Consider the following 25,395-nt stretch of genomic DNA (forward strand, 5'->3'; position numbering starts at 1 on the left):
CGCGAAGGCCGTGAGCCCCGTGAAGGGCGCGAAGGCCGTGAAGGTCGCGAAGGCCGTGAGCCGCGCGAAGGTCGTGAAGGCGGTGAGTGCCGCGAATGCCGCGAAGGCGGTGAGCGCCGAGAGAGTCGCGAAGGCCGTGAGGCCCGCGAGCGGAGCGAGGGCGGTGAGCCCGCGGCCGGCCGTGAAGGCCGCGAGCGCCGTGAAGGCCGCGAAGGCCGCGAGCCCCGCGAAGGTCGCGAAGGCCGTGAGCCCCGCGAAGGCCGTGAGCCCCGCGAAGGTCGCGAAGGCCGTGAGCCCCGCGAAGGGCGTGAACAGGGCGAAGGACGGCAATCTCGTGGCCGTGATGGCCGCAACGGACGCGGTTCACGCGACGATCGCCAGCCGGCCGAAAAACGAATCCATTCGCCCGAGGCGCATCTCAGGCGAGATCGACACATCCTCGTAAAGATTGTCAAGGAGCCGATTTCGGCCAAAGGCAGCCGCGTCTCGACCGATATCTCGCTCGCTGGCCGCTTCCTCGTCTTGGTGCCGCTCGCCAACTACGTGGCGGTGTCCAAAAAAATCTTCTCGTACAAAGAACGGCGCCGCCTCCGCGCGTTGGCCAAAAGCCTTCTTCCAGAGGGTTTCGGCGTCATTGTACGCACCGTAGCCGAAGGCAAGAAAGCCAAGGAACTGGATACCGATCTTCGCCTCCTCCTGGATAAATGGCGCAAGATCGAGAAAAAGCTGCAGGGCTCGCCGGCAGCGCCGATAGTCGTGCATGAAGACGTGAACATGGCGTCTTCGGTTATTCGCGATCTGTTCTCGGACGACTACGACCGCATCCTCATCGACGACCCGAAGCTCTACCGTAACGTTAAGAACTACGTGCAGGCCATCGCGCCGCACATGGTGCCGGCCGTGCAGCAGCACAAAGGGAAGCGCCACATCTTCCAGGAAGCCCGCATCGCCCGCGAAGTCCAGCAGGCGTTCGAAAGCCGCATCGAACTGCCCTCGGGCGGCTACCTGTTCATCGAACATACCGAGGCAATGCACGTCGTCGACGTAAACTCGGGGCGCGCCGGCCGGGGGCTTTCCCAGGAGGATAACTCCCTCAAGGTGGATCTCGAGGCCGTCCAAGCCATCACGCGACAGGTGCGGCTGCGCGACCTCGGCGGCATCATCGTCGTGGACTTTATCGATCTCCGCCTCGACCGTAACCGCAAAAAGGTCTATAACGAGCTCCGCAAGGCGTTCCGGCAGGACCGCGCCGTCACGAAAGTGCTGCCAATGAGCGATTTTGGTCTCATCGAAATCACCCGGCAACGCCTACGTCCTAGCATCACGAAGACGTTTGCGCCCAGCGCCGGCGCGATCACGATCGTCGGGGATGCCGAGCCTGCACAGATGCCAGTCGCGCCGGATGCGCTGGTTGCTCCTCTGGACCACGGTCTCGAGCTGGCCACTGTGCTCGATCGGGAGGATCCGGTGCCGATGGACATCCAGACGTTCCTCGAGAAGGTGGACCGCTGGATCCAGAAGTTCAAAGAGAAGAAGGAAGGCAGCACGGTACATCTGCTTGTACACCCGTTCACGGCCGCATACCTGACGCATAACTTCCCGTCCATCCGATTGGGGTGGTTCTTCAAGTACTTCATCCGCGTGCACATTCGGGGTGATGAGAAGATGGCGCCTTTCCGGTACCGCTTCGTCGACCCCGAGACGGGCAAACCGTTTCGCAACGATCGCCGGCGCGGGAAGAAACGCAGTGAAGAATCCGGCCCTGAAGTCGTAGATTGAGCCGCTCGCTGTCGGGCGAGATCGATTTAACCAGGCGGATATCCCGTGCGCCGAGACGCTGACGTAATGCCCCCAAGAGCCTCATGGCCACTTGTGCTAGGGGTGCTGTTATCGGTTATGGCCGGTTGGACGCGCGATACGCACGCCCAACCGTTCTATTTTGGCAACGACCGACCCCGTTTGGCGACGGCGGTGTTGATCGGGTACACGACGGTAGACTTCACTTTCGCCGGCGACACGCCTCCGCCGGCGCGGCTGGATTTTACGTCTCCCGCCATCACGGCCCAGTATTCCCGAGCCAACTTCTCCGCATCGCTCAGCTGGGGCACACAATCCGCCGCCGATACGTCCCGGCTGAGCCTGGGCTACCTGGACGCCACGCTGCTTTCGTGGGGCGAGATCTTTTTCTCGGAAGCGGCAACTGACGCGGACCACCGCCTCTTCGTCCCGATCATGCTTTACACAAACTTCCGCCGGGTCGCCCCGCGCGACATCGACATCCTGGACGATTTTAGCATCACCACGTTGGGGCTCGGGGTGGGTATCGGCTACTACGGACAACTGTCGCCCGTAGCGCTCCTGGAGGTGCGGGTCACGCCGGCGTTAGGTGTGGCGCTGCAATCTTTTAGCGACTCGGCCGGCTCCGCCCGGCTTGCCGACGCCGACGTACAACTACACCTGGGGCCGCTCGTCAAACGACTCGGTTTCAGCCTGGGATACACCTACCGCGTTACGCGTTGGAATGTGGGCGGATCCAGCGTATTCGTCACCCGTTCCCCCGATCTGTTTGACTACCACGAACAACGGCACACGTTTTCCCTGGGCGTAAACTGGTGATCGCTTGGGGATCACAACCCTCCCGACGCCGCAACCGTATCCATCCGAAGCCTATGAAGCCGGATAAGATCGTGAAAGAACTGGAAGAAGTAGCCCAGCAGCTGGGGCTGCGGGTTCGCCGCGAGCGCGGCAACTTTCGTGGTGGCCGCTGCACGGTCGCCGGCAAAGAGACGATCGTGCTCAACCGCCTGCATGTGCCCGACATCCATGTTGCTGTGATGGCCGAAAGCCTGCGCGAACGACCGCTCGACGCGGTGTTTATCAAGCCGGCAGTCCGCAAAGCACTCGAGGAAGCCTGGGACGCCCGGCATGCCCGTGATGCCGGAGAGGTGGATGCCGTCGAGTGAAGGCGCGATGCGCGTCACCCTGCTGGGCACCGGTACCTCGACCGGTATTCCCGTCATCGGCTGCACCTGCCGGGTCTGCCAGTCGAACGATCCGCGGGATAAACGGACCCGGTGTGCCTGTCTCATCGATGTCGATGGCCTGCACCTGCTGGTGGACGTAGGGCCCGATTTCCGCACCCAGGCCCTCCGCGCCGGCTTGACACGCATCGACGCCGTACTCCTCACCCATCATCATTTCGATCATGTCGTGGGGCTGGACGATCTGCGACCGTTTTTCTTCGATAATGCCACCCCCATCACGTGTTACGCGCGTCCGGATACAGCCGACACATTGCGCGACATGTTCCGGTATATCTTCATCGATCGTGCCTACCCGGGCGTCGCGAACCTTCGCATGGAGGCGGTCGTCGCCCCCTTCCGAATCGCGGGTCGGTACGATATCAGCCGCTCGGTGATGGTCACGCCCATCGAGGCTTTCCATGGGAAACTGCCGCTTCATGGATATCGCGTCGGTCGGTTCGCGTACCTGACGGATACCAGCCACATACCTCCGGAAAGCATGGCCCTGCTTGAAGACCTGGATGTACTTGTTCTGGACGCGCTCCGCCACGAGGCCCACCCTTCACACTTTACCATCGAACAGGCCGTCGAAGTCGCCCAGCGTCTTGGCGCACGGCAAACGTATCTGATCCACATGACACACCATATCCTCCATATGGAAGAAGAGGTGCGGCTCCCCGCCGGCATCGAACTGGCCTACGATGGCCTTTCGTTTGAAGTCCGACCCGGTGCCCGCTGAACCCATCCTCCCGCATATCCCCATGCATCTGCTCATCCTCAACGGACCCAACCTCAACTTGCTCGGCACCCGCGAGCCGGCTACCTACGGCCATGCGACGCTCGCCCACCTCGAGTCACGCCTCCACAAAGCCTTTCCAGCAGTCGACTTTCTCTTCTACCAGAGTAATCACGAGGGCGCCCTCATCGATGCGATCCACGCTGCCCTGCGCGAGGGGCGTCAGGGCATCGTGTTTAATCCCGGTGCGTATACCCACACGTCGATCGCGCTCCGCGACGCCATCGCGGGCGTCGGGTTGCCGGTCGTGGAGGTCCACCTCTCCAATATTCACGCACGTGAGTCCTTTCGCCACGTTTCGATGATCGCGCCGGTCTGCCTCGGACAGATATGCGGCCTCGGCATGGCCGGCTATGAGCTGGCCGTGCAGTTCCTGTTGGAGCGCCGAGCGCAGGATTAACCACGTCGCTCGCTTCCCGTAGCGGCTCGCGGCTCACCCGGCGTAGCGGTAGCCCTGCCTGGTGGAAGCCCTGCCTGGTGGAAGCTCCGCCTGGTGGAAGCCCCGCCTCGTGGAAGCCCCGCCTCGGACGCCATTACAAATAAGCGAAGCCCCGGTATGAGGCTACCGAGGCTTCGAGGCATAGGAAATGAGAAAGACGTGGATGAACGCTTAGAAGACGTCGTCCGGTTCGTCCAGATCGTCGAAGTCGTCGTCCAGATCGTCGAAATCATCGTCCAGGTCATCGTCGAGATCGTCGTCGTCCTCAAAATCATCATCGAGATCGTCGTCGAGATCGTCGTCGAGTTCGTCGTCGTCGAGATCGTCGTCAAGGTCGTCGCCGAAGTCGTCTTCGAGATCGTCGTCCTCGAACCCTACTGGATGGAGTATATCCCGCATTGCAATACGTTGGATTATGGAAGCGAAGCTGCTCAAAACAGCATGTAGAAAGAGCTGGACTGCTCACTCCTGTAATGAAGACCTAAATTTAATAACTGGGTAAGGGGAAAAAACCAGTACACGCTTTTTTGTCTAGAAAAAAAGTGTGAAGATGTAGACCATGGCTCAAAAAGCCGTGTGTAGCGCCGTTGCCGCCACGATTCTTGGCGCCTGCGGCCTCAAAAAAGACCGCCGGCAAGGAATCCACAGCCCGCATCCGAGAGTACACAGCGTCCGCTACTTCGAATCGCGGTCGAATCTCCTATCGACGAATGGGCAGGCTCCTGGAGCGCGATGCCGGCCAGTTCCATGGGGAGGGCATTCGATTGGGGGACGAAGAGACAAACTTGAAGCAGACCTGAAACTGTAAAGACCCGAGGTAGGGCCACGCATGAACGATTATAACGAGAGAAGTGCATACCCTCATGTCGAGGATTTCAAAGTGATGCGCCCGGAGTACGTGGAGATGGAGGACGGCCTGGTCCAGGCGTCGATCACGATTGCACCGTTCAAAGTGGTCGGCGTGAGCGCGACAAAAGCCGGCGCCCGGCGCGCCGCCATCTACGAAGCGGCCAAAACCTATCGTTCCTATCATCCCTCCTTTCGAATCGACCCCCCCTATCCCGATGAATTCGTCGATCGCGACGGGGTGCGCTGGGATCAGGTTTCTCCGATGAAACGCAGCGAACTGGGTGACTATCGGTTCGTCGATGCCGACGACTACGAGGATTTTACCGACATCGAAACCATGCTGCTCTGGGATATTCGCCCTGCCGTCGCCGAGGAGGAATAGGGCGCGGCTCTCCCGGAGAGCTCATGTGCTGGACCAGGAGACGTTCATGATGCGTTTGCCATTCACGGGTGCCGCCGCAGGGCTGCTCCTCGTTGTTGCTAGTATTGTAGCTTGCTCGGAAACAACCGCCGAGGCGCCTGCGAGCGGCCCCGCCGGCACGCTGGCTGCGCCTCCCACCATGGTCGTGGCTTCCCTGGACGACACACTCCCCACCCGGCAGCAGCTATACGAACGCTTTTTCGAAACCCGCCAGCTGCTCGTCGTCTACGGCGCCGCGGATACCACCACGGAACAGGCCTATCGGCAGATGGCCCAACGGTCCCCCGGCCGGTGGCGGACGCTTCCAGACCTCAAGCGTGCGGAAGATGTGGTCGACCTTGCCGCCGGCGCTGTCTTGCTCGTCGGCACCCCTCGCTCGAATCCCCACATCGCCCGCATCGCCCACCAATTACCCGTTTCCTTCGAGGGGGAGACTTTCACCTTCGCCGGCACCCTCTACGACAGCCCCTCCGATGTGCTCACACTCGTGTTTCCCAACCCGGAGAACACCAACTACCCGCTGTTCTTGATCACCGGCAATCAGGACGCCGATGTCGCCGCCCAGGGACAGGGCCTCCTCCGGATGTACGACTACCAGGTCGTTCGCAACGGGAAACGAATCCGCCTCGGGCACTTCTCACAGGAGAGCGGTCGGCGCTGGATGCTCGATCCGCAGCAGGACTTCGACCTGCGGCTCGCCACCGCACCCATCGCCAAAATCGGCCCGATTCGCATCCATAGCGCCCCAGATGCCTTTTCCACGCAGCGGGTCGAGGCGCTCGTCGCCGGCCGTGAGGCCAGCATGGCCCGGCTCGCGGGACGCCTCGGTGAGGCGGACACCTGGCCGGATGTAAATTACCACCTCTACCCCAGCCTCCAGCAGAAAGCGCTTGTTACGGACGACATGCGTCTTTCGCACCTCGACCCTGCAACGGGCGATGTACACGTCGCCCTCCAGGAATCCATCGGGCTCGGAGGCGACGTCACGGGGATCGAGATTGCCTCTATCCTCAATCGTGTCCTTGGGGCGCCGGCCTATCGTGCATTTGAGGATGGAGTTCGGATAGCTGTGGAGGCTTCATGGCACGGCCAGGAGGCGCGCCTCTGGGCCGGCCGCATCGCACAAGCCGGCCTCGCTCCCACCCTCGACGACCTACTCGACGAACAGCGCTACGCTGAATTCCCGGCGTTGCTGCGTGAACCCGTTGCCGCCGAACTGGCCGCCCTGCTGCTCGAGGATCCGGATTGGCGCAATCGCTATACGGACGGCTTTACCCCGGACGAACGTCAGCGACTAGCCGCGGCTCTCGCCCATCGGCTCGATGAGGCCGCTGACGCCTCCGGCCGGCAGCCCCTGCCGGCGCCAGTCCGCCCCCGGCCCAAGATGCTGAAGGGCTTCAATTTCGCCCACGAAGGGTATGGCATCGTCAATGGTTACGGTTCGCGATCGGCCGCGGAAGCGCTGGCCTACACGCAAGGCATGGGCGCCAACGCGGTCACTATCATCCCCTATTCCTTCATCAACGACGCTAACGTCCCGCAACAGCTCCCAATCCCGACGTCCGCCGGCAGCGAAAACGACGAATCGGTGCTCCACGCGGTGCTCGAAGCGAAACGCCTCGGACTACACGTCACCATCAAGCCGCAGATCTGGCTGCGCGGCGGATGGCCCGGAGATATCGAAATGCTCAACGAAGCGGACTGGGAGACGTTTTTCCAGCATTACGAACGGTGGATCGGTCACTATGCCGTCATGTCCGAACTCTACGGCGTCGATATGCTCTGTGTCGGCACCGAGCTGAGCAAAACGACGCTCAGCCACCCCGACCGCTGGCGCACGATGACGGCCGAATGGAGGGCCCTGTACTCCGGGCCGATGGTCTATGCCTCTAACTGGGGTGAAGAATTTGAAAACCTCGAGTTCTGGGACGCCTTCGATTTCATCGCGGTGAACTCGTATTATCCCATCTGCGATAAAGATGCGCCCAGCGACCGCGATCTTCGTAAAGGAGCGGAGTCGGCGGTGAGCCGGCTCGCGGCGGTCCACCGGCGCCACAACAAGCCGATCATCATCACCGAAATTGGTTATCCCAGCACGAGCATGCCGTGGAAAGCCCCCTGGCTCGAAAACCGTGAGTTGGGCGCCCACGTCGAAGACCAGGCGCGTTGCTACGAAGCGATCTGCCGCGCGCTCGACGATCAGCCGTGGCTCCGCGGCATCTACTGGTGGAAGTGGCCCAGCTACCTGGATCGTGGCGGACCCGATGAACTCGGCTTCACGCCGAACGGAAAGCCGGCCGCCGACGTAGTAACGGCATGGTTTAATGCCTGGTAAACCTGTTCATCCAGCCGGGGTGGCCGCTTATGGATAATGTTATGGAACCGATCGTCAACCGCGTCGCCGAAAGCGATATCGATGTCTTTAACCTCGAATCCCTGTGGGATGGTCGGCCGGTTCTCTCGGTTGATATCGCTCCCTTCCTGGATGAAGGTATCTTGCTGCGCGAAAAGCCGTTCCGCGACGCCGTTCGGACACACGATTGGACACCGTACGCCGGCGCGCACGTAGCCGTGTTCTGCTCGACGGACGCGATCGTACCAACCTGGGCGTTTATGCTCATCGGCTCCCGGCTCGAAGGCGTCGCCCATTCTGTGGCCATCGGCACCGCAGACGAACTTCGGCGGGACTATTTCGTCCGGGCGCTCGAGGCCTTCGACTGGTCCGTGTACACGGATCGCATCGTGGTCGTCAAGGGCTGCGCGAGCCGGCTCGTCCCCGCCAATGCCTATGCCGTTGCCACCCAGCAACTCCAGCGTGTGGCCCGCAAGCTGATGTATGGTGAACCATGCTCGTCAGTGCCTTTATGGCGTCGGCCGGCGGCCACGGTTGGATCCTGAAGCCTCTTTTTTACCCGCCCGAAACGTCCCAGTACCCTGCTTAGACGAATACGCCGGCCATGGAAGAGTCGATACCACCCCTTTCGCCTGGCGGCACCTCCTCCGAAACGCCTCGTCTGAACCGCCTCGCGCGATGGCAACAGGCGCCGGCCGTTCGACGGACGCTCGCCTTCCGTAGACGCTACCGGCGCTGGGAACCCATGCTCTTCTTCTTTGGCGGCGTCACGTGGGATGGCGCTACCCTCCGGCGTATCGATGCGTGGGTCGACAGCGCGCTGCTCCTGACGTACATCCTGGTACTGGGAGGCTTGATCGTGGTGGCATTGTTCGCCGATCAGGACCGACTGTCTCACCCGAAGCTGCTGCGTTACCGAGAATGGTATCCCGCCGCCATCCAATTCTTGATGGGGGCGCTATTCAGCGCCTATTTCATCTTCTATTTCCAGAGCACATCGTTCCAGACGGAATCGGTGGTCTATCTCATCCTCCTCTTCGCGTTGCTTATCGGCAACGAGTTTCTCCGCGAACGGCTTATCAATCCCTATTTCCTCTTTGCACTCTACTTCCTGGCTTCAGCCACGTTTTTTACGTTTTTCCTGCCGGTTCTGACAAAAACGATGGGGTATGGGATGTTCTGGGTTAGCAGCCTTGCGAGTCTCGGGCTCCTCACCGGCATGCTTTACGTGCTCTGGCGGCACCAGGTACTGCCCGATGTACGCGCCTACCCGGGGATCGCCGGCATCGTGCTGGGACTCTTCGCCCTGCTGCACCTCTTCTACATCCAGAACTGGATCCCCCCCGTTCCTATGGCCATCCGGGATAGTGGGATCTACCGGGGGATGCAGCGCGATAAGGATACCTTCGCCTTTAAGTACGCGCGGCCGGCGTGGTATGCCTTCTGGCAAGATTACGACCGCACCTTTTCCTATAGCCCCGGCGACACGGTCTATTGCTTCTCCGCCGTATTCGCCCCCACGGCATTCGACACGAAAGTCGCACACATCTGGTATCGCTTTGAAGAAGCCGATCAGCAATGGGCGCCGCGAGATACCATTCCTTTTCGCGTTTTGGGCGGACGCGATGATGGGTTTCGCGGCTATACCATGAAGCGTTTCGTCGAGCCCGGCGCCTGGCGCGTCGATGTAAAAACGGAGCACATGCGCACGCTCGGACGCATTCACTTCGATATCGTCGAGACCGGTGTGCCGGTCACGGATGTCATCTGGAAAATAGTCGATTAAGAGGCACTTGCGGCATGACCATCGATCTATCCGATAAAACCGTTCTGGTGACGGGCGCCAGCCGCGGCATCGGGGCGGCGCTGGCGCGGGCACTCGCCGGCGCCGGCGCGCGCATCGGCGTCCATTACAACCGCCGACGCGATGAGGCCGAGCGCCTTGTGGCCTCGCTTGGTGGGGATCACCCGATCATCCAGGCCGACCTCGCCGACGCCCGCGCCTGCGTTCGGTTGTGGGACGAGGCGGTGCTTGCCCTCGGCCATGTCGATGTGCTGGTGAATAATGCCGGCGTCGCGCCGCTCATGGACCCCGGGGCGGAACTGGACGACTGGCTGCAAAACTGGGATCTGACCATGAGGGTGAATCTCCGCGCCGCGGAACTACTCTCCCGGCAGGCCGTCGCCCATTTCAGGCAATTACCCGGCGGCGGCCGGCTCATCCACATCGCATCGCGCGCGGCGTTCCGTGGCGACCAACCCGAATACATCACCTACGCGGCGTCGAAAGCCGGCATGGTCGCGCTCTCCCGGTCAATTGCACGCGCCTACGGCAAAGAAGGTGTGCGCTCCTTCATCGTGGCGCCAGGCTTTACACGCACGGAAATGGCGCAAGAGTTTATCGATGTGTATGGCGAGGCGCACGTCATCAAGGACCTCGCCCTCGAACGCCTCACCGAGCCGGAAGACATCGCCCCGATCGTGGTCCTGCTGGCCAGCGGGCTCGCCGATCACGCGACGGGCACAAGCATCGACATAAACGCCGGCAGCTACGTGCGGTGACGATGGTGCGTCCAGGTTAACGCGCGGGTACGGGGCTGAACTGCAGCAGATAGATGATCTGCGCGGCCTCGTCGGCCATGCGCTGATGGTCGAAGCGGGAGGTGAGCCATTCTTCCCAGTACACTTGTTCTTCCTGGGTCGCGCGGCTCAAGACCCAGTTGCGGAACGAGTCGTTGACGAGAAGCGCTTCCAGCGTCTCGGAGGGACGTAGCCGTTCCGAGCGTGGCGTAGATGAGTCGGATAAGGTCGATGGTATCACTGGATTGCGGGCGGGGAGCCGATCCAACGGAGTGGGGCATGTCAGCGTCTACCCAACAACCATACCACACCGAGATGTAGGATGTGACGGGAGTGTGTGGCGGATGTCCCCATTTTATCCAATCCGTGAATAACCCATGCTCTGGCCGGCATAAAACGCCTGGAAAAACGACCTGAGGTCGGCGTGGTCATCCGCTCGAAGGTGTGGATCGTCGCGAAGGAGGGACTGGACGGCCTCGCGGGCCTTGACGAGCAGGTCGATGTCCACGGTGATGTCTGCTATTTTGAGATCGGGCAGGCCGCTCTGTCTCGTGCCAAAAAAATCGCCGGCGCCACGGAGCCTCAAATCCGCCTCGCTGATCTGAAACCCGTCGGTGGTTGCCACCATGGTTTCGAGGCGTTGCTCCGCCTCGGCCGTGCGCTTCACGTCCGCCATGAGAATGCAATAACTCTGCGCCCCGCCCCGGCCCACGCGGCCCCGTAGCTGGTGCAACTGGCTGAGCCCGAACCGCTCGGCGTGTTCGATGAGCATCACCGTGGCGTTCGGCACATCCACTCCGACCTCGATGACGGTGGTCGCGACGAGGAGGTCTGCCTCCCCCTTTTTGAAGCGATCCATCGCTTCTTCCTTCTCATAGGGCAACATCCGGCCGTGCACCATCTCGGCCTTGTAAGGGCGAAATTCCTGGAGGATCTGCTGATAGCCTGTCTCGGCGTCCTTAAGGTCCAGCTTTTCGCTCTCTTCGACCAGGGGGTAGACGATATAACACTGCCGGCCCTCGCGCAGCTGCTCGCGAATAAACGCGTACACTTCGCCGCGCCGCGGCTCGGTGCGCAGCCAGGTCTCAATCGGTTTGCGCCCCGCCGGCAGCTCGTTCATAATCGTCACATCCAGGTCGCCATACAGGGTCATGGCCAGCGAGCGCGGGATCGGTGTGGCAGTCATCAGCAGCATATGCGGGTTTTCGCCCTTGCTCATCATCTCCGCGCGCTGCAGTACCCCGAATCGGTGCTGCTCGTCGACGATGGCCATTCCGAGCTTTTGAAAAACGATCCGCTCCTGGATCACGGCGTGGGTGCCCACGGCCACCTGGGCGCGGCCCTCGGCCAGATCAGCCAGAATCTCTTCGCGCAGCACCTTCCGCTGCCCTCCGATGAGCAGCCGCGTCTCCACACCAAGCGGCTCCAGATAGCTGCGCAGATTGGCATAATGCTGCTCCACCAGGATTTCCGTCGGCGCCATGAAGGCGCTCTGGTAGCCGTTGTCCAGTGCGTGCAGCATCGCCGCGATCGCGACGACCGTTTTCCCGCTCCCCACGTCGCCCTGAATCAACCGGTTCATCTGGACGCCCGAGGCCGTATCGACGAACACGTCGTCCAGGGCGCGTTGTTGGGCGCCAGTGAGGGTGAACGGGAGTACCTCGTCGATGAACCTCCGCATGTAGTCGCCGCCCCGGCTCAGGATAGGGCCGGCCACTTCCTGACGGCCCTGCCGCGTGATGCCGAGCATCAGCTGGATGAACAGCAATTCCTCGAATTTGAGCCGCTCGCGGGCCTGCGCGAGCTCCCCCTGGTTTTTAGGGAAGTGAATGGCGCGGAGGGCAACGCGCCCGTCGATCAACCCGAACTGGTCGCGCATCCACGCCGGCAGGATATCGGGCAATTCCAGGCCCGACTCCTTAAAAAACGTATGGATGACCCGCCGGAACGTCCGGCTCGTCAGACCGGCACGGTCGAACGCCGCGCCGCCTGGATACAGGGCGATGATACGTCCCGTGTCCAGCGCCGCCCCCTCTTCGTCCAACTTGTCAAAGTCGGGATGCGTCATCGACAATTGCCGGCCAAACGCCTGCACCTTGCCGTGGAACGCGACACGTTCGCCCTGTTTGAACACGCGTCCGATCCAGCCCACACGCTGGAACCACACACACTTAAGCCGCCCGCCCTCGCTGTCTTCCAGGGTCAGCTCGAAGCGTTTGACCTTGCCGCCGGGTAGGGTGCCCATTGTCACCACACGGCCCACGACCGTGGCCGAACCCATGGTGGGGTCGAGCTGACGGATCGGGACGATGGTCGACCGATCGAGGTAGCGGCGCGGAAAATAATGCAACAGGTCCCGCACCGTATGCATGCCGGCATCGGCCAGCACCTCGGCCTTGCGCGGACCGAGCCCTGGGACAAACTGGAGCGGGCCGGTAAAAATGTCGATGGGCATGGTGAGGGCTAGTTCATCCGCGGGTCTTCGGGATAATTCGCCAGCAGCGCGAATTCTCCGCCGAGCCGGCGCAACGTGTCGCTCCACAGCCGCTTGGGCTCCGCGCTGAAGATCATAGACTCATCCGATATCGCCAGAATCCATCCTCCCTGTTCGATCTCGGTTTCCAGCTGACCGGGCGACCAGCCGGCGTAGCCAAGGAAAAAACGGAAATCGTCTTCGGAAGCCTCACGGGAGGCTAGTATTGCCTGAATCGCATCGAAATCCCCCCCCCAGTACACCTCCGAGACCACTTCGCGCGTCTCGCCCACGCGTGCGCCAATGCGATGGAGGACGTGCAGCGTATTCTGCAACACGGGCCCGCCCTGCGAAAGAAAACCGGTGTACCCGGTCATGCCGTCCACCACTTCGTTCAATTGCAGCGACAACGTGCGGTTCAGAATAAGCCCAAAGCTGCCTTCCGCACCATGTTCACATAGGAGGATAATCGTGCGTTTGAAGTTAGGGTCATCCATCATCGGCGGTGCGATGAGGAGGACGCCGGTGGCGGGGGTAAGTTCGGAGTTCGCCATACGCTCAAGCAGGCTCTGAAGCGATTCGGTGGACACACGCCTGAGGGCATTACGCCCCTTCAGCGGGAAATATCCATCGGCTATTCCTTGCTGAATTCCTTTTGGAGAGCGGTATACGCCCCCACCCACCAATCGGCATCACGTGTCATTTGCACGATCGTGATGTCATTAAAATAGGGAACGAGGCCGACGAGGATCTCCGGGATCACATGCCACTTCTTCGTGCGAACACTCTTCGTCAACTTCTCGGCCGCGGTGCGGCTCCAGCGCCATTTCTCCCGAAGCGTCTCCGCCTTCTTCCAGTAATTTCGGTCGTCCCAGGCGAGGGCGCTTTCGTCAATCGATTTGTAGATCCCGCGCAGATTAATAATGAGAAACGCCAGCATATCCAGCGCCTCGTCGTCGAAGCCGTTCCGTTGCGCAAGGAGGCGCAGGACTTCGGCGCAACTGCGCATCTGCGCGTTGCGGACCTTGGCCGGCGTGTCCCCGGTGCTGATGATACGGGTCATGCGATTCGTATTGAGTTCAGGGCGTCACTTCACCAGCATCATCCGACGCGTGAACACGTCGGCGCCGGTATCGAGCGTGTAAAGATACAACCCGCTTGCCAGCGATTCTGCATGAAATGTTGCCCCATGGCGGCCGGCGGGCTGAAGGGCGTCGACGAGTTGGCCTACGGGGCGGCCCAGCAGGTCGTACACGGTCAGGCGGACGTGCGCGGCGGATTCTAGTTCATAGCGGATCGTGGTGGTCAGCGTGAAGGGATTGGGGAAATTCTGTTCGAGCGCTGTACGGCGCGGCAACACGTCTTCGTCTTCATTGGCGACCGGCGCGCCGCCCACCAGGAAGGTCGCGCGGATCGGGATGATCGAACCCTCCAGCGGGAAAGCGCCCTCATCTTCACCCTCGAACTGCGTCTCCCAGAGCGCGCCCCATTGGCCGCTGCTGCGGCGCACGAACGATCGGTCTTCGTCCGGATAGGCCGAAGCGCCCACCACCATATAGTTTACGTCCACTCCCGTCTCGCCATAGCCGATGTAATACGACGCGGGCAGGTCGTCGAGCGCTTCGGCGTCGTCCTCGAGGTCGATCGTGAAGTGGTTCAGCGTCAGCTGAGCGCCGGTGTAGGCGCGTGGGTCCTCGATTACTTTCGAAAACAACACGTCCCCCGGCGATCCGTCCGGCGCCACGGCCCAGATACGGAGCTCCACGTCCCGGCCGGCATCCGCGGGAATTCCGGCGCCCGCAAACTGATTCAAGTAGAAAGGCGCGAGGCCTACTTCGAGTAACCGACTGTCCGCCGGCGGGTCGAACCGAGTGGCCACGGCCCCACTCGCTCCCGAGCTGAGCGAAAAGAACGTCCCGGATATCGCGGAGCCATCATCGAAGCTCTCGCTCACGATCGACCCCGTGAGTTCAGTCAACCACGAGGCCGACAGACCGACGCTGACGGTTGACGATAATTCGGGGCGAACATGGGTGGTCTGTACGATGATGCGGTCGAAAGAGCCGGCAAACAGACGGTTGGTGATCGGTAGAGGCAGGTCCTCGTACGTGTAGGCGCCGTCCTGCGCCTCTTTGATCACTCGCACGAGCATCCGGGAGCGGATCGTCGCGATCGGGTCGCTCGTGTCGACGGTAAGCACAAAATTCTGAACGTCCGACCATACTTGATACTGCGCGGCCCCCGGGGCGACGCTGAACGTGGTCGGCGGCGTCGCTTGCACGGATCGCCCGTCGGTGACGGCGGACGGGATGCTGGTGATGCCAACGTAGTCGGGGTGGTCGTACCCGAAATTGGGTAGAATCCTGGGGAGATTGAGGAGATTGGCCGAGTGGTAGTCCAGCAAAACCTGCGTATAGTTCAACCCCGCTCCTGTCAGCACGGCCTCGTATCCGGTCCGTCCCCTCCCGGCGTTGCGTGTGATCGACGCTGTTACAGCCGGCCCGAGGCGTTCCGCCAGGTAGGCGGTGTAGAGGCCGGCGCGGCGGTAGTCGTCCAGCACGTTGACGCTCTCTTCCCAACTCATTAATCCGATGTTGTACAGGGTCGGGTTCAGCAGATAGGTCATGGGCCGGGGCAGATAGCCGTTGAGTACCTCGGCCCACTCGGACTGCCCTTCGTTGACGAAGGTGAGCTCGTTCAGATCGTAATTGAAATGGATCAGATGCTGGTGTTCGTGCGCCGCGGTGCTCAATAGCTCCGTGACGGGGCGCGATGTAAGGCCCGGGCTCGTGTCCAGATAGAGGATATCCTTGTTATTGCCGCCCCCAAACAGCGACAGATCCGAGGAGGTGACATAGCCGGCAATATAGATGTTGCCGTCCGTGGTGCCCTCGGAGATATCGTACAGCAGGATGTCCAGCTGTCCGTCCCCATCCACGTCGGGAGGGGCGCCGAAATAGGCATTGTTGTTCGCCACGATGCCTTTGGTGGCGTCGATTGAACCCGCCGGCGTCGTCCGAAGCAACGCCTCGTCGAGTACTGCCACGTCGGCATCCGTCACGTGCTCGAGGGTCAGTTCGCCGGTCTCGACCCAGATGTTGGCGATGTCGCTCGTGGCTTTGAGTTCGAATTCCTTCGTCTCCCAGATCGGGCTCGTTGCCAGATTCTTGAGCACCCGGAACGAAGTCATCATCCCGACGGCGTACACCCTTGGCGCGGGCTCTGCCCGTTTGCCGGCCGCCTTGTTGGCGTGGAACGCCTCCAGCGAGCGAACCGCCTCGGGAAGCCGATTCAGCCGATCGGTGACGTGGAGGATGCGCGGCGATTCACGATCGCTTATGGGTGTCTGCGGCGTTTCCTGGGCGAACAGCGGGCCGGCGCCGGCTACGGCTAACATCGCGAAACATAATGCGTTCAGGCGAATGGTCATGGACGATCTCGGTTCAGCTGCGGAAGCGGGGCGTCGGGTGGGTGTGGTGCTCGAACAAATTGTATGCCCTCGCGGCCGAAAGGAGGGGCGAGCGAGGTTTATTCAGCGACGAACGGGTCCGAGACGGTGCGGACGGCACGGGCCGGTGTTATGTTGACCGTACGCCGCTCATCAATACACATGAAACATAACGTACACCGCAGTATGCCATCAACCACCTACCGGTGCCTTCTTTTAGGGCTTTTAGCGAGCGTTTTAACGGGTTTTTTCGGTGGATGCGCCGCCCCCCGATCCGCCGCGAGCGAGATCACCGTGGAAGGTGAGGTTACGGCCCGCGGCCAGGTGCCCTTTGTGGTGCAGGTGCTCGAAACAGACGATCAGAATGCCTACGTCCTGGTCATGGATGAGACCCTGCGCGCGCAATACGTCAATCCCACCCGGTTGCGGGCGACCGGGGTGGTGTATGTCGCCGAGTGGAACGGCCGCCCGTTTACGCACCTCAGGGTGACGCGATTGGCGCCGGCGGGCGACTGACGCCGCGTTTAGGTGCGTCGGGCAGGAGGCATGAATTGACGGAACGACTGTACCGTTACAATCCGCAGGGTGAGAATACCCACCAGGTAGATGCCCAGGAGCACAAGCTCCGCCCACCAGTGCTGCACGATGGGCAGGGCTCGCCAGACGCCGTACAGCCCGCCGGCCCAGCCGACCATCAGCGCCACCCCCCGCCAGTCGTACGGCACCGGGAAAAAGCGCTGGACGAACACGTACAGCATGATCGCCATCGTCGCGTAGGCGGCGGTGGTGGCCCAGGCGGCGGCGATCATCCCGTACGTGGGCACCAGGAGGGCGTTCGCGATGAGGGTCAGCGCCCCGCCGGCGAACGTGCAATACACAAAGTAGCGGGTCTTGCGCTCGATATAAGCGCCCGCCGTGAAATGGTAGTACCAACCTTGAAACAGGTAGGCGAGTAGCGCGATGGGCACCAGGTAAAGCGCCGGCCAGTACATCTCGGGGATCAAGGGGCGTCCGCCTGCGATCGGTAACGCCACGAAGTCGTCGATCAAAAACGTGATCCCAAGCACCACGAGCAGGCTGAAAGCAGTGAATAGCGAGAAGATGCGCGCGAAAAGCGGGCGGGCGTCCGGGTCGTCGGCGTGCTGGAGGAAAAAGGGCTGCCAGGCGAAGCGAAACATCTGCGCGATCAACATCATGAACACGCCGAGTTTCCACACGGCCCCGAAGATGCCGGCCATGTGTTGCCCGTATTCGGCATTGGTCGTGGCGCTGTTGGCGATCAGCGCGCTCAGGTCAAACGTTTTTTCGTAAAGCACCCGGATCTGGGTCGCATCCATACGGCCGACGAAGATCACATTCACGCGATCGACCAGCGCATAACTCAGCCCGCTGGGGACAAAAGGGAGCCCAAACCAGACCAACTCGCGCCAGAGTCCAGGCTGGATGCGAAAGCGGAACAGCTGGAAATACGTCGGGAGCACCATCAGAAACGTGGCGCCGGCAGCAATGAGGTTCGAAAGAAAGACCGCCTCGATACCCCACCCCAGCCCGATGATCAATACCACATTCAGGCCCACGTTCAACCCGATGTTGACCATCTTCAGGAGCGCGAACCGGCTCGCCTTGTTCTGAAGCCTGAGTTCCGAAAAGGGGAGGAGGGCGAGCGCGTCCAGTGTCTGGAATCCTATCGCGTAATAAAAGAGATACGCCCACTCCGCATCGATCCCGATGATTCCACTGACGAGGCTTCGTAGAAATAGAACGAGCACCGAGAGACCTATCGAGACCACAAAAAGGGACCACGTGGCGGTGCTGAACACCTCGCTGATTCGGGCTCGACCTTCCTTGCCCGAGGCGAATTTCAGATAGGAGGATTCCATCCCATGCTGAAACAGGTGATTGATGATCGTGATCGTCGTATACATGGTCACCACGACACCGTATTCCCCGGGGGCGAAGAAGGCGACGTAGAGTGGGACCAGCAAAAAATTAATGATGCGGCCCACGATGGTCGAGATGCCGTAGACCGCGGTTTCGGACGCAAGGGTGCGGATCCGTAGCGAAAAGCTCATGGGGTATGTGGTAACCGGGAGATGCCGGCAAGATAAGGAACGGCTGACGCACTTCCGCCAAGCTCGTGCCGGAAGCCGACCGTCCGGCCATTCTCCGAGAACGCCGGCGACTGAAACGACAGGATACCGTTATTGCCATCAATAATGGCTTCCGAGGCTGGCCACAAAATCCACAGGTTGTGGATAACGTGTGAGTTGGCGGTGTAGAGACTGTGCGAAAGCCGTGGACGGTTCGTGTACATGTTCTGTTTTGGAACAAAAATGCTTGTTTTGAATCAATAAGAGGGTTTTATCCGATGAACGAATCAGGCTCGCTTTGTGGAAAAAAAACACTTGCTTTCCGGATCCGGGGTCGTTTTATTATATTGACTTTTGTTCAGCGGACACATGCGGTTCGTAGTAAGGGTCGAATAGACCGTTATTCATGTTGGTTGCGGGGTTTTTTCGACGACCCACGTTTCAAGTCTGCCGGTCGTTGGCTCCCCAGCTAAATGCACGACATTTCTCCGGCATTGACCCGGCATCCCGACAGAATCCACCGCCGCCGTCCCCAAGCGAATCACCTGAAGTCTGAGCGAATATGTCCGTACGAAAAACGCTGTCATCTACTGCAAGCAACACCCTGTCCGATACCTTTTCTCCCGAAAAGGGTCTCTCTGTCGCGCGCGTCTTTACGCGCGCCGGCGCGGACCCGTTTGACTCCGTCGTGTTCGAGCACCGCGACGCGACCATCAAGAATCACAAGGGTGGCATTCTGTTCGAACAGAAGCAGGTCGAATTCCCCGTCTCCTGGAGCCAGCTGGCTACCAATGTGGTCGCCAGTAAGTATTTTTATGGGGACGTAAGTGCCTCTGGAGAACCGGGCAAAGGCGGCCGCGAACGCTCGCTCAAGCAACTTGTCCATCGCGTCACCCGCACCATTGCGGATTGGGGCGCCGCGCAGGGCTACTTCGCAACACCGGAAGACGCCGATGCGTTTTATGCGGAATTGACCTGGCTCTGCGTGAACCAGTACGTAGCGTTTAACTCGCCCGTCTGGTTCAACGTCGGGCTGCATCATCAGTATGGCGTGCGGGACTCGGGGGGCAAAAAGATCTACGCATGGGATGAACAGGCCGGCAAGATCCTCGAAGTCGACCCCTACGAGCGCCCGCAGGCCTCGGCATGTTTCATCATCTCGGTAGACGACTCTATCGACGATATCTGGCAGTTGATGGGCGAAAGCGCCCGCCTGTTTAAGTATGGCTCGGGCGTCGGGGCGGACTGGTCTCGCCTCCGCTCCACCCGCGAAAAACTTTCCGGCGGCGGCCAACCCTCCGGCCCGGTCTCCTTCATGCGCGTCCAAGACGCCACCGGCGGCACGATCAAAAGCGGCGGCAAAACGCGCCGCGCCGCGATCATGCAAACGCTCAAGGTGTGGCACCCGGATATCCTGGAGTTCGTGACCGCCAAGCAGGAGGAAGAGAAAAAAGCCTGGGCCCTCATCGAAGAGGGATATGACGGCTCCTTCAACGGGCCGGCCTATGGCTCCGTAGCCTTCCAGAACGTGAACCAGTCTGTGCGCACCACGGATGAGTTCATGCAGGCCGCCATCGACGGCGAGCCCTTTGCGCTCCGCACCGCCCGCGAAGGCACCCCGGTCGAGGACATCGACGCACGCGATCTGCTCTACAAGATCGCCGAAGGCACGCACGTCTGCGGCGACCCCGGCATGCAGTACGAGGACACGATCCAGCGCTGGCACACGGTCAAGAACTCCGGACCGATCAACAGCAGCAACCCGTGCAGCGAGTACATGCACCTCGATAACTCGGCGTGCAACCTGGCCTCGCTCAACCTGCGCAAGTTCCAGAACGAAGACGGTAGCTTCGACGTGGCGCGCTTCCGCGCCGCCACCCGGGTAACCATCACGGCCATGGAAATCCTGGTCGACAACGCCGGTTACCCGTCTGCCCTCATCGCCAAAAACTCGCACGATTACCGCCCCCTCGGCCTCGGCTACGCCAATCTCGGCGCCCTGCTCATGGCCATGGGCCTCCCGTACAACAGCGACGAAGGCCGCGCGGTCGCCGGCGCCATCACGGCCATCGAACACGGCGAAGCCTACGCCCGAAGCGCGGAAATCGCCGGCAACCCGAAAATCGGCCCCTTCGCCGGGTATACAAAAAACCGCGAGCCCATGCTCGAGGTCATGCGCATGCACCGCGATGCGGTGGCGGACATCCACCCGAGCTGCCCGCCCTACCTCCTCGCCGCCGCTCGCGAAACACTGGACCGCTGCTATAGCCTCGGTGAAACGCACGGCTACCGCAACGCGCAGGCGACCGTCCTCGCCCCCACGGGTACCATCGCGTTTATGATGGATTGTGATACGACGGGCATCGAGCCGGATATCGCGCTCGTTAAATACAAGCTGCTCGCCGGCAAAGGCGACGGCATGCTCAAAATCGTCAACCAGACGGTTCGCACCGCGCTCCATCGCCTGGGCTACTCGGCACTGGAATGTGATGGCATTCTCGCGTACGTCGAGAAAAACGATACGATCGAAGGCGCCCCGGGCCTGAAAACCGAGCACCTGCCGGTGTTCGACTGCGCCTTCAAGCCGTTCAACGGCAAGCGCTTTATCCATCACGAGGGACACATCAAGATGATGGCCGCCTGCCAGCCGTTTATCTCGGGCGCCATCAGCAAGACGGTCAACCTCCCCGAGGAGAGCACCATCGAGGACATCATGGATGCGTACGTCGAAGGCTGGAAACTCGGCCTGAAGGCGGTCGCCATCTACCGCGAGAACTCGAAACGGAGCCAGCCGCTGTCCACTTCGAAAGGGGGCAACACAAAAGGGAAAGAAGTCGCCGGCACCTCGGGCGACGGCGCCATGCGGGCCCCGGAAATCGTCGAACGCATCGTCGAAAAGGAAAAGGTCGTCTATAAGCCCATCCGCAAACGCCTTCCCGACGAGCGTCCCTCGGTAACACACAAATTCTCGATCGCCGGCCACGAAGGCTACCTGCATGTCGGACTCTACCCGGATACTCACATGCCGGGAGAGATCTTCATCACCATGGCCAAACAGGGCTCGACGATTTCGGGCCTCATGGACGCCTTTGCGACCGCGATCTCAATCGCGCTCCAATACGGCGTACCCCTGGAAGATCTCTGCACCAAGTTCAGCCACACGCGCTTCGAGCCGAGCGGCTTTACGAACAACCGGCAGATCCCGATCGCGAAGTCGATCATGGACTACATCTTCCGCTACCTGGCTATCAAGTTCCTGGGGACCGTCCGCGAAGAGGAGTCCTACATGAACCCGATGCGCGCCGTCGCCGATGAAGTGCATCGCAACGGCCCGGCGGAGGATGAAACGCAGATGGCGCTCGAATTCGACGAGCCAGACCCGCTCGTCGGTCGCACCGTGGAAGCGTTCCTGAACGACCACGCCGCGCAACAACCCACTTATACGCAGCAAGGCACCTTCCAGAACCAGGAAGATGCTCCCCCGTGTGCGGTGTGCGGTACCATCACCGTGCGCGCCGGCGCTTGCTACTCATGCCCCTCGTGCGGGGCATCTACCGGATGTGGATGAGGACACGTGTGAGTTGATCGCAGGGTAGGAATTCGCCCGGTCTCCTTGTGGTGGGGAGGCCGGGCGTTTCCTTTTGTAGGCGGCCTCATTACGACTTACGATTGCGTCGCAGAAGGTCGATACACATCGACGTAGTGACCCTCTGTGTGCCAGGAGATAGAGTCCGGAGGTGGCAGCATCATACTTGAATCTTGTTGGGTCGACATCATAATCTCCATCTTTTCTGACAGAGCCAGGCGCGCATCACAGGAATTGGCGAGTACTCGCGGGCAAATCGAGGCGATGAATAGGTCACTGGCCGTGATCGAGTTTTCTCTCGACGGGACGATAACGTCCGCAAACGACAACTTCCTCAAGACGATGGGCAACGGACTGGAAGAAATACGTGGAAAACGCCATCGAATCTTCGTGGAGGAAGCATTCGCCAGGAGTAACGACTACACACGGTTCTAGGAGAAACTGGGCCGAGGAGAGTTTCATGCCGGCGAGTTCAAGCGCATCACCCGCGACGGGCGCGTAATCTGGCTTCACGCTACCTACAACCCGATCATGGGCCAGGACGGCCGGCCCTTGAAGGTCGTCAAATTCGCGCAAGACATCACCGAGCAGGTCGCCCAGATGAACCTGCGTCAGGAAGTGACGAATATGCTGGGCATGATCGAGTCCATCGCGCAGGCCTCGCAAGGGATCTCGGCGTCAACTACACAGCTCGCGGCATCGGCGCAGGAACAGAGCTTGCAGAGCCAGGAGGTGGCTGTTGCCGTCGAGGAAATGGCGTGCACGATCGTCGACAACGCCAAAACGAGCACCCGCGCCTCGGACGTCGCCGCCGAAAATGGCGAGGCCGCCCGACAGGGGGCACAAGTAGTTACACAGACGATAGAGAAGATCCGCGAAATTGCAAGCATGGTGGGTGCAACCTCGACCATCGTCGAACAACTGGGGGTATCAAGCCAGCAAATCGGCGAAATCGTCCAGGTGATCGATGAAATCGCCAATCAGACAAACCTGCTGGCGCTGAATGCAGCCATTGAGGCAGCCCGCACCGGCGAACAGGGAAGAGGCTTCGTCGTCGTCGCCGACGAAGTGCGCAAACTGGCGAAACGCACCTCGGGCGCGACCAAACAAATCGAGGGCATGATCCAGTCCATCCAGGTGCAGAACCGGAGCGCGGTTGAATCCATGCAGAAAGGAAAAAAAGAGGTCGAGACCGGCATCGCCCTCGCCGATAAGGCCGGCACGGCCTTGAAGCAGATTGTCACGGGAGCGGGCGAGACGGTAGATATGATCGCACAGATTGCGGCCGCCTCCGAGGAGCAGTCCACCACCAGCGGCCAGATTGCCCGCTCAGTCGACGTGATCTCCTCGGTATCCGGCGAGTCCGCCCAAGCGGTCAGCAAGATCGCTTCCTCTACCTCCGACCTCACCCAACTCACCGAGCAGTTGCGGCTACAAGTGCTTCGACTTGACAAAGGGAGAAGAGAGGCCGGCAGTACGCGTACGTCGCCGGCTACGCCGAGGAAAAACGAGGGCTATCTGGTCAATTAAGGGCGATGCGCGGTGCGAGCGAAAGGGCGGGGTACGGATATCGTGCCGGCTATGGCTGGTATCCCGGCCCACGCAGCACACGTCCGGGAAGCAAACCGGTGTGACCCCCATACGAAAGTACCTGAACCCCGTTCACAAACACGTGCTGCATGCCGGTGGCAAATTGGTGCGGCTGTTCAAACGTGGCGTGATCCTGGATCGTCACAGGGTCAAAAACAGCGATATCGGCAAAATAGCCGGGCGCAATCCGTCCGCGGCGTTCGATGCGCAGGTTCTCAGCTGGAAATGACGTCAGCCGCCGGATGGCTTCGGGCAGCGTGAGGACCTTTTCATCCCGCACGTATTTCCCAAGCAAACGGGCGAAGTTGCCGTAGGCGCGGGGGTGGGGATTACTATCCAAAAAGACCCCTTCCGGCGCCATGGAGCCGGCGTCGGAATCAAACGCCACCCAGGGCAATGCCAGCTGCCGGCGGACGTTTTCTTCAGACATCAAGAAGTAAACGGTGCCCACGCGACTGCTATCCTCGATAACCAGATCTATCGCCGCCTCTTCTGGCGAAACGCCCCGCTCCTGGGCGATCTGGGCCAGTGTCATTCCCGTCATGAACCGGAGCTTTTCATTTCGGAAGCCGACGAGCAACGTGCCCTCCGGCCCGGCCGCAAGCATCAGGTTCTCCCATGCGTCGGTGGGAGTGCGCATCTCCTCGGCCACGCGGGCGCGCATGACCGGGTCCTGAAGCCTCGTCCGCCAGGCCTCAAACCCGCCCTCCTGTACCCACGGCGGCATCCCTGCATCCAGTCCCGTAGCACCGGCCGTGTATGTGTACATATCCGCCGTGATCGCCATGCCCTGTGCCCGCGCCGCCTCGATGCGGGCAATAACGTCCTCTATCTTGGTCCAGTTAGCCTGGCCGGCGGCTTTGAGATGGTAGATCTCCGCTCGGATGCCGGCGTCCCTCGCAATGGCGAGGAGTTCGTCGACGGATTCGACAAGCCGGTTGCCCTCGCTCCGTAAATGCGAGATGTACATCCCACCCCTTTTTGCGGCTACCTTGGCCAGCTCCGTCAGCTCGTAGGTAGTGGCAAAAAACGCCGGCGCATAAATCAACGAGGAGCCCACACCGAGCGCACCCTCCTGCATCGCCTCATCCACCAACGCCAGCATGCGCTCCATCTCCTCGGTAGTCGGCGCCCGGTTTTCATAACCCACCTCATGAACGCGTACGGTGGTCGCGCCAACGAAGGACGCTACGTTAGGGGCGATGCCCCGGGCAACAAGGAAGTCGAGGTATTCTCCAAGCGTCGTCCAGGGCAGTACGGGCTGGCCCGAGCTGTCTACCTCCAGCTCGAATCGCTCAACCATCTCCTGACGAGATGTGAACAGGGACTCGAGGTCTCGCATGGCTTCGATACGCATGGCCTCGTTGAGTGGCCCCATCGACACGCCCTCCCCGAACACCTCAAGCGTTACGCCTTGTCGGATGTCGCTCTGCGATTTGCCGTCGATAAGCAACGTCTCTGTCGCCCAGCTGAGCATGTTGATGAAGCCCGGCGCCACGGCCAATCCACTGACATCGAGTTCGCGACGACCGCTGGCGTTCCCGAGGTCGCCCAGCGCGGCGACGACATCCCCTTGAATTGCAACATCCCCTACGATGGGCGTAGAGCCCGATCCATCGTAGAGGATGCCGCCTCGCAAAATGAGGTCGTATTCAGCCGGACGCTCACATCCCGGCAACAGGACACAAACAAGAATCACAGCGCAGGCGAACGTACGTTGGAGCATAGGTACCGGGGTTGATGAACG

At 61.0% G+C, this 25,395-nt stretch carries 23 protein-coding genes; 15 read left to right on the forward strand and 8 right to left on the reverse strand.

Annotated features, from left to right (window positions below; translation table 11 throughout):
• A partial coding sequence (locus SH809_05535; protein ID MDZ4699151.1) for a hypothetical protein occupies positions 1 to 330 on the reverse strand: 330 nt, incomplete at its 3' end.
• A gap of 132 nt (positions 331 to 462) precedes the next feature.
• Between SH809_05535 and SH809_05540 the strand changes: the two genes are divergently transcribed.
• From SH809_05540 to SH809_05590, 11 genes are all read left to right on the forward strand, one after another.
• Positions 463 to 1,779: an Rne/Rng family ribonuclease gene (locus SH809_05540; GenBank protein ID MDZ4699152.1), complete on the forward strand. Its 1,317-nt coding sequence runs from the start codon at positions 463 to 465 to the stop codon at positions 1,777 to 1,779.
• 117 nt (positions 1,780 to 1,896) lie between these two features.
• Positions 1,897 to 2,616 carry a hypothetical protein gene (locus tag SH809_05545; GenBank protein ID MDZ4699153.1) on the forward strand — a complete coding sequence of 240 codons (720 nt, stop codon included), beginning with the start codon at positions 1,897 to 1,899 and terminating at the stop codon, positions 2,614 to 2,616.
• Between the two features lie 53 nt (positions 2,617 to 2,669).
• Entirely contained in the window at positions 2,670 to 2,963 is a 294-nt protein-coding gene (locus SH809_05550; protein MDZ4699154.1) for a hypothetical protein, read from the forward strand.
• A 7-nt stretch (positions 2,964 to 2,970) separates the two neighbouring features.
• Positions 2,971 to 3,762: an MBL fold metallo-hydrolase gene (locus tag SH809_05555; protein MDZ4699155.1), complete on the forward strand. Its 792-nt coding sequence runs from the start codon at positions 2,971 to 2,973 to the stop codon at positions 3,760 to 3,762.
• Between the two features lie 22 nt (positions 3,763 to 3,784).
• Positions 3,785 to 4,219: a type II 3-dehydroquinate dehydratase gene (gene aroQ / locus SH809_05560; protein ID MDZ4699156.1), complete on the forward strand. Its 435-nt coding sequence runs from the start codon at positions 3,785 to 3,787 to the stop codon at positions 4,217 to 4,219.
• Between the two features lie 198 nt (positions 4,220 to 4,417).
• A complete protein-coding gene (locus tag SH809_05565) occupies positions 4,418 to 4,705 on the forward strand; it encodes a hypothetical protein (protein ID MDZ4699157.1) in 288 nt (95 codons plus the stop codon).
• A 382-nt stretch (positions 4,706 to 5,087) separates the two neighbouring features.
• The gene (locus SH809_05570; protein ID MDZ4699158.1) at positions 5,088 to 5,489 is read left to right on the forward strand and encodes a hypothetical protein; all 402 of its coding nucleotides are present in this window, start codon (positions 5,088 to 5,090) and stop codon (positions 5,487 to 5,489) included.
• Positions 5,490 to 5,535: 46 nt separating this feature from the next.
• A complete protein-coding gene (locus SH809_05575; GenBank protein MDZ4699159.1) occupies positions 5,536 to 7,863 on the forward strand; it encodes a hypothetical protein in 2,328 nt (775 codons plus the stop codon).
• Positions 7,864 to 7,904: 41 nt separating this feature from the next.
• Entirely contained in the window at positions 7,905 to 8,426 is a 522-nt protein-coding gene (locus tag SH809_05580; protein ID MDZ4699160.1) for a DUF2480 family protein, read from the forward strand.
• Between the two features lie 59 nt (positions 8,427 to 8,485).
• Positions 8,486 to 9,667 carry a DUF2914 domain-containing protein gene (locus SH809_05585; GenBank protein MDZ4699161.1) on the forward strand — a complete coding sequence of 394 codons (1,182 nt, stop codon included), beginning with the start codon at positions 8,486 to 8,488 and terminating at the stop codon, positions 9,665 to 9,667.
• Between the two features lie 14 nt (positions 9,668 to 9,681).
• On the forward strand, positions 9,682 to 10,443 hold the full coding sequence (locus SH809_05590) for an SDR family oxidoreductase (GenBank protein MDZ4699162.1): 762 nt from the start codon (positions 9,682 to 9,684) through the stop codon (positions 10,441 to 10,443).
• Between the two features lie 16 nt (positions 10,444 to 10,459).
• Here the strand turns inward: SH809_05590 and SH809_05595 are convergent, their stop codons facing one another.
• The 5 genes from SH809_05595 to SH809_05615 form a co-directional block, all read right to left on the reverse strand.
• Positions 10,460 to 10,702, reverse strand: coding sequence for a hypothetical protein (locus tag SH809_05595; GenBank protein MDZ4699163.1), 243 nt, complete (start codon positions 10,700 to 10,702; stop codon positions 10,460 to 10,462).
• Positions 10,703 to 10,816: 114 nt separating this feature from the next.
• Positions 10,817 to 12,916, reverse strand: a complete 2,100-nt coding sequence (recG, locus tag SH809_05600) for an ATP-dependent DNA helicase RecG (GenBank protein MDZ4699164.1) — start codon at positions 12,914 to 12,916, stop codon at positions 10,817 to 10,819.
• 8 nt (positions 12,917 to 12,924) lie between these two features.
• Positions 12,925 to 13,488 (reverse strand): YqgE/AlgH family protein, encoded by a 564-nt coding sequence (locus SH809_05605; protein ID MDZ4699165.1) that lies wholly within the window; start codon positions 13,486 to 13,488, stop codon positions 12,925 to 12,927.
• Positions 13,489 to 13,568: 80 nt separating this feature from the next.
• On the reverse strand, positions 13,569 to 13,997 hold the full coding sequence (locus SH809_05610; protein MDZ4699166.1) for a hypothetical protein: 429 nt from the start codon (positions 13,995 to 13,997) through the stop codon (positions 13,569 to 13,571).
• A 24-nt stretch (positions 13,998 to 14,021) separates the two neighbouring features.
• A complete protein-coding gene (locus SH809_05615) occupies positions 14,022 to 16,364 on the reverse strand; it encodes a T9SS type A sorting domain-containing protein (protein MDZ4699167.1) in 2,343 nt (780 codons plus the stop codon).
• Between the two features lie 312 nt (positions 16,365 to 16,676).
• On the opposite strand from SH809_05615, the gene SH809_05620 reads away from it, so the two are divergent.
• Positions 16,677 to 16,898, forward strand: coding sequence for a hypothetical protein (locus SH809_05620; protein ID MDZ4699168.1), 222 nt, complete (start codon positions 16,677 to 16,679; stop codon positions 16,896 to 16,898).
• Between the two features lie 8 nt (positions 16,899 to 16,906).
• Here the strand turns inward: SH809_05620 and SH809_05625 are convergent, their stop codons facing one another.
• Positions 16,907 to 18,454 (reverse strand): lipopolysaccharide biosynthesis protein, encoded by a 1,548-nt coding sequence (locus SH809_05625; GenBank protein ID MDZ4699169.1) that lies wholly within the window; start codon positions 18,452 to 18,454, stop codon positions 16,907 to 16,909.
• 580 nt (positions 18,455 to 19,034) lie between these two features.
• Here SH809_05625 and SH809_05630 point away from each other — a divergent pair.
• The 3 genes from SH809_05630 (at position 19,035) to SH809_05640 (ending at position 23,588) form a co-directional block, all read left to right on the forward strand.
• The gene (locus SH809_05630) at positions 19,035 to 22,040 is read left to right on the forward strand and encodes a vitamin B12-dependent ribonucleotide reductase (GenBank protein ID MDZ4699170.1); all 3,006 of its coding nucleotides are present in this window, start codon (positions 19,035 to 19,037) and stop codon (positions 22,038 to 22,040) included.
• 282 nt (positions 22,041 to 22,322) lie between these two features.
• Positions 22,323 to 22,493 (forward strand): hypothetical protein, encoded by a 171-nt coding sequence (locus SH809_05635; GenBank protein ID MDZ4699171.1) that lies wholly within the window; start codon positions 22,323 to 22,325, stop codon positions 22,491 to 22,493.
• A 6-nt stretch (positions 22,494 to 22,499) separates the two neighbouring features.
• Entirely contained in the window at positions 22,500 to 23,588 is a 1,089-nt protein-coding gene (locus SH809_05640) for a PAS domain-containing methyl-accepting chemotaxis protein (GenBank protein ID MDZ4699172.1), read from the forward strand.
• A gap of 49 nt (positions 23,589 to 23,637) precedes the next feature.
• Here SH809_05640 and SH809_05645 read toward each other — a convergent pair whose 3' ends face one another.
• The gene (locus SH809_05645; protein ID MDZ4699173.1) at positions 23,638 to 25,374 is read right to left on the reverse strand and encodes a D-aminoacylase; all 1,737 of its coding nucleotides are present in this window, start codon (positions 25,372 to 25,374) and stop codon (positions 23,638 to 23,640) included.
• Positions 25,375 to 25,395 lie beyond the last annotated feature (21 nt).

The sequence above is a fragment of the Rhodothermales bacterium genome (assembly GCA_034439735.1).
Classification (GTDB): Bacteria; Bacteroidota; Rhodothermia; order Rhodothermales; family JAHQVL01; genus JAWKNW01.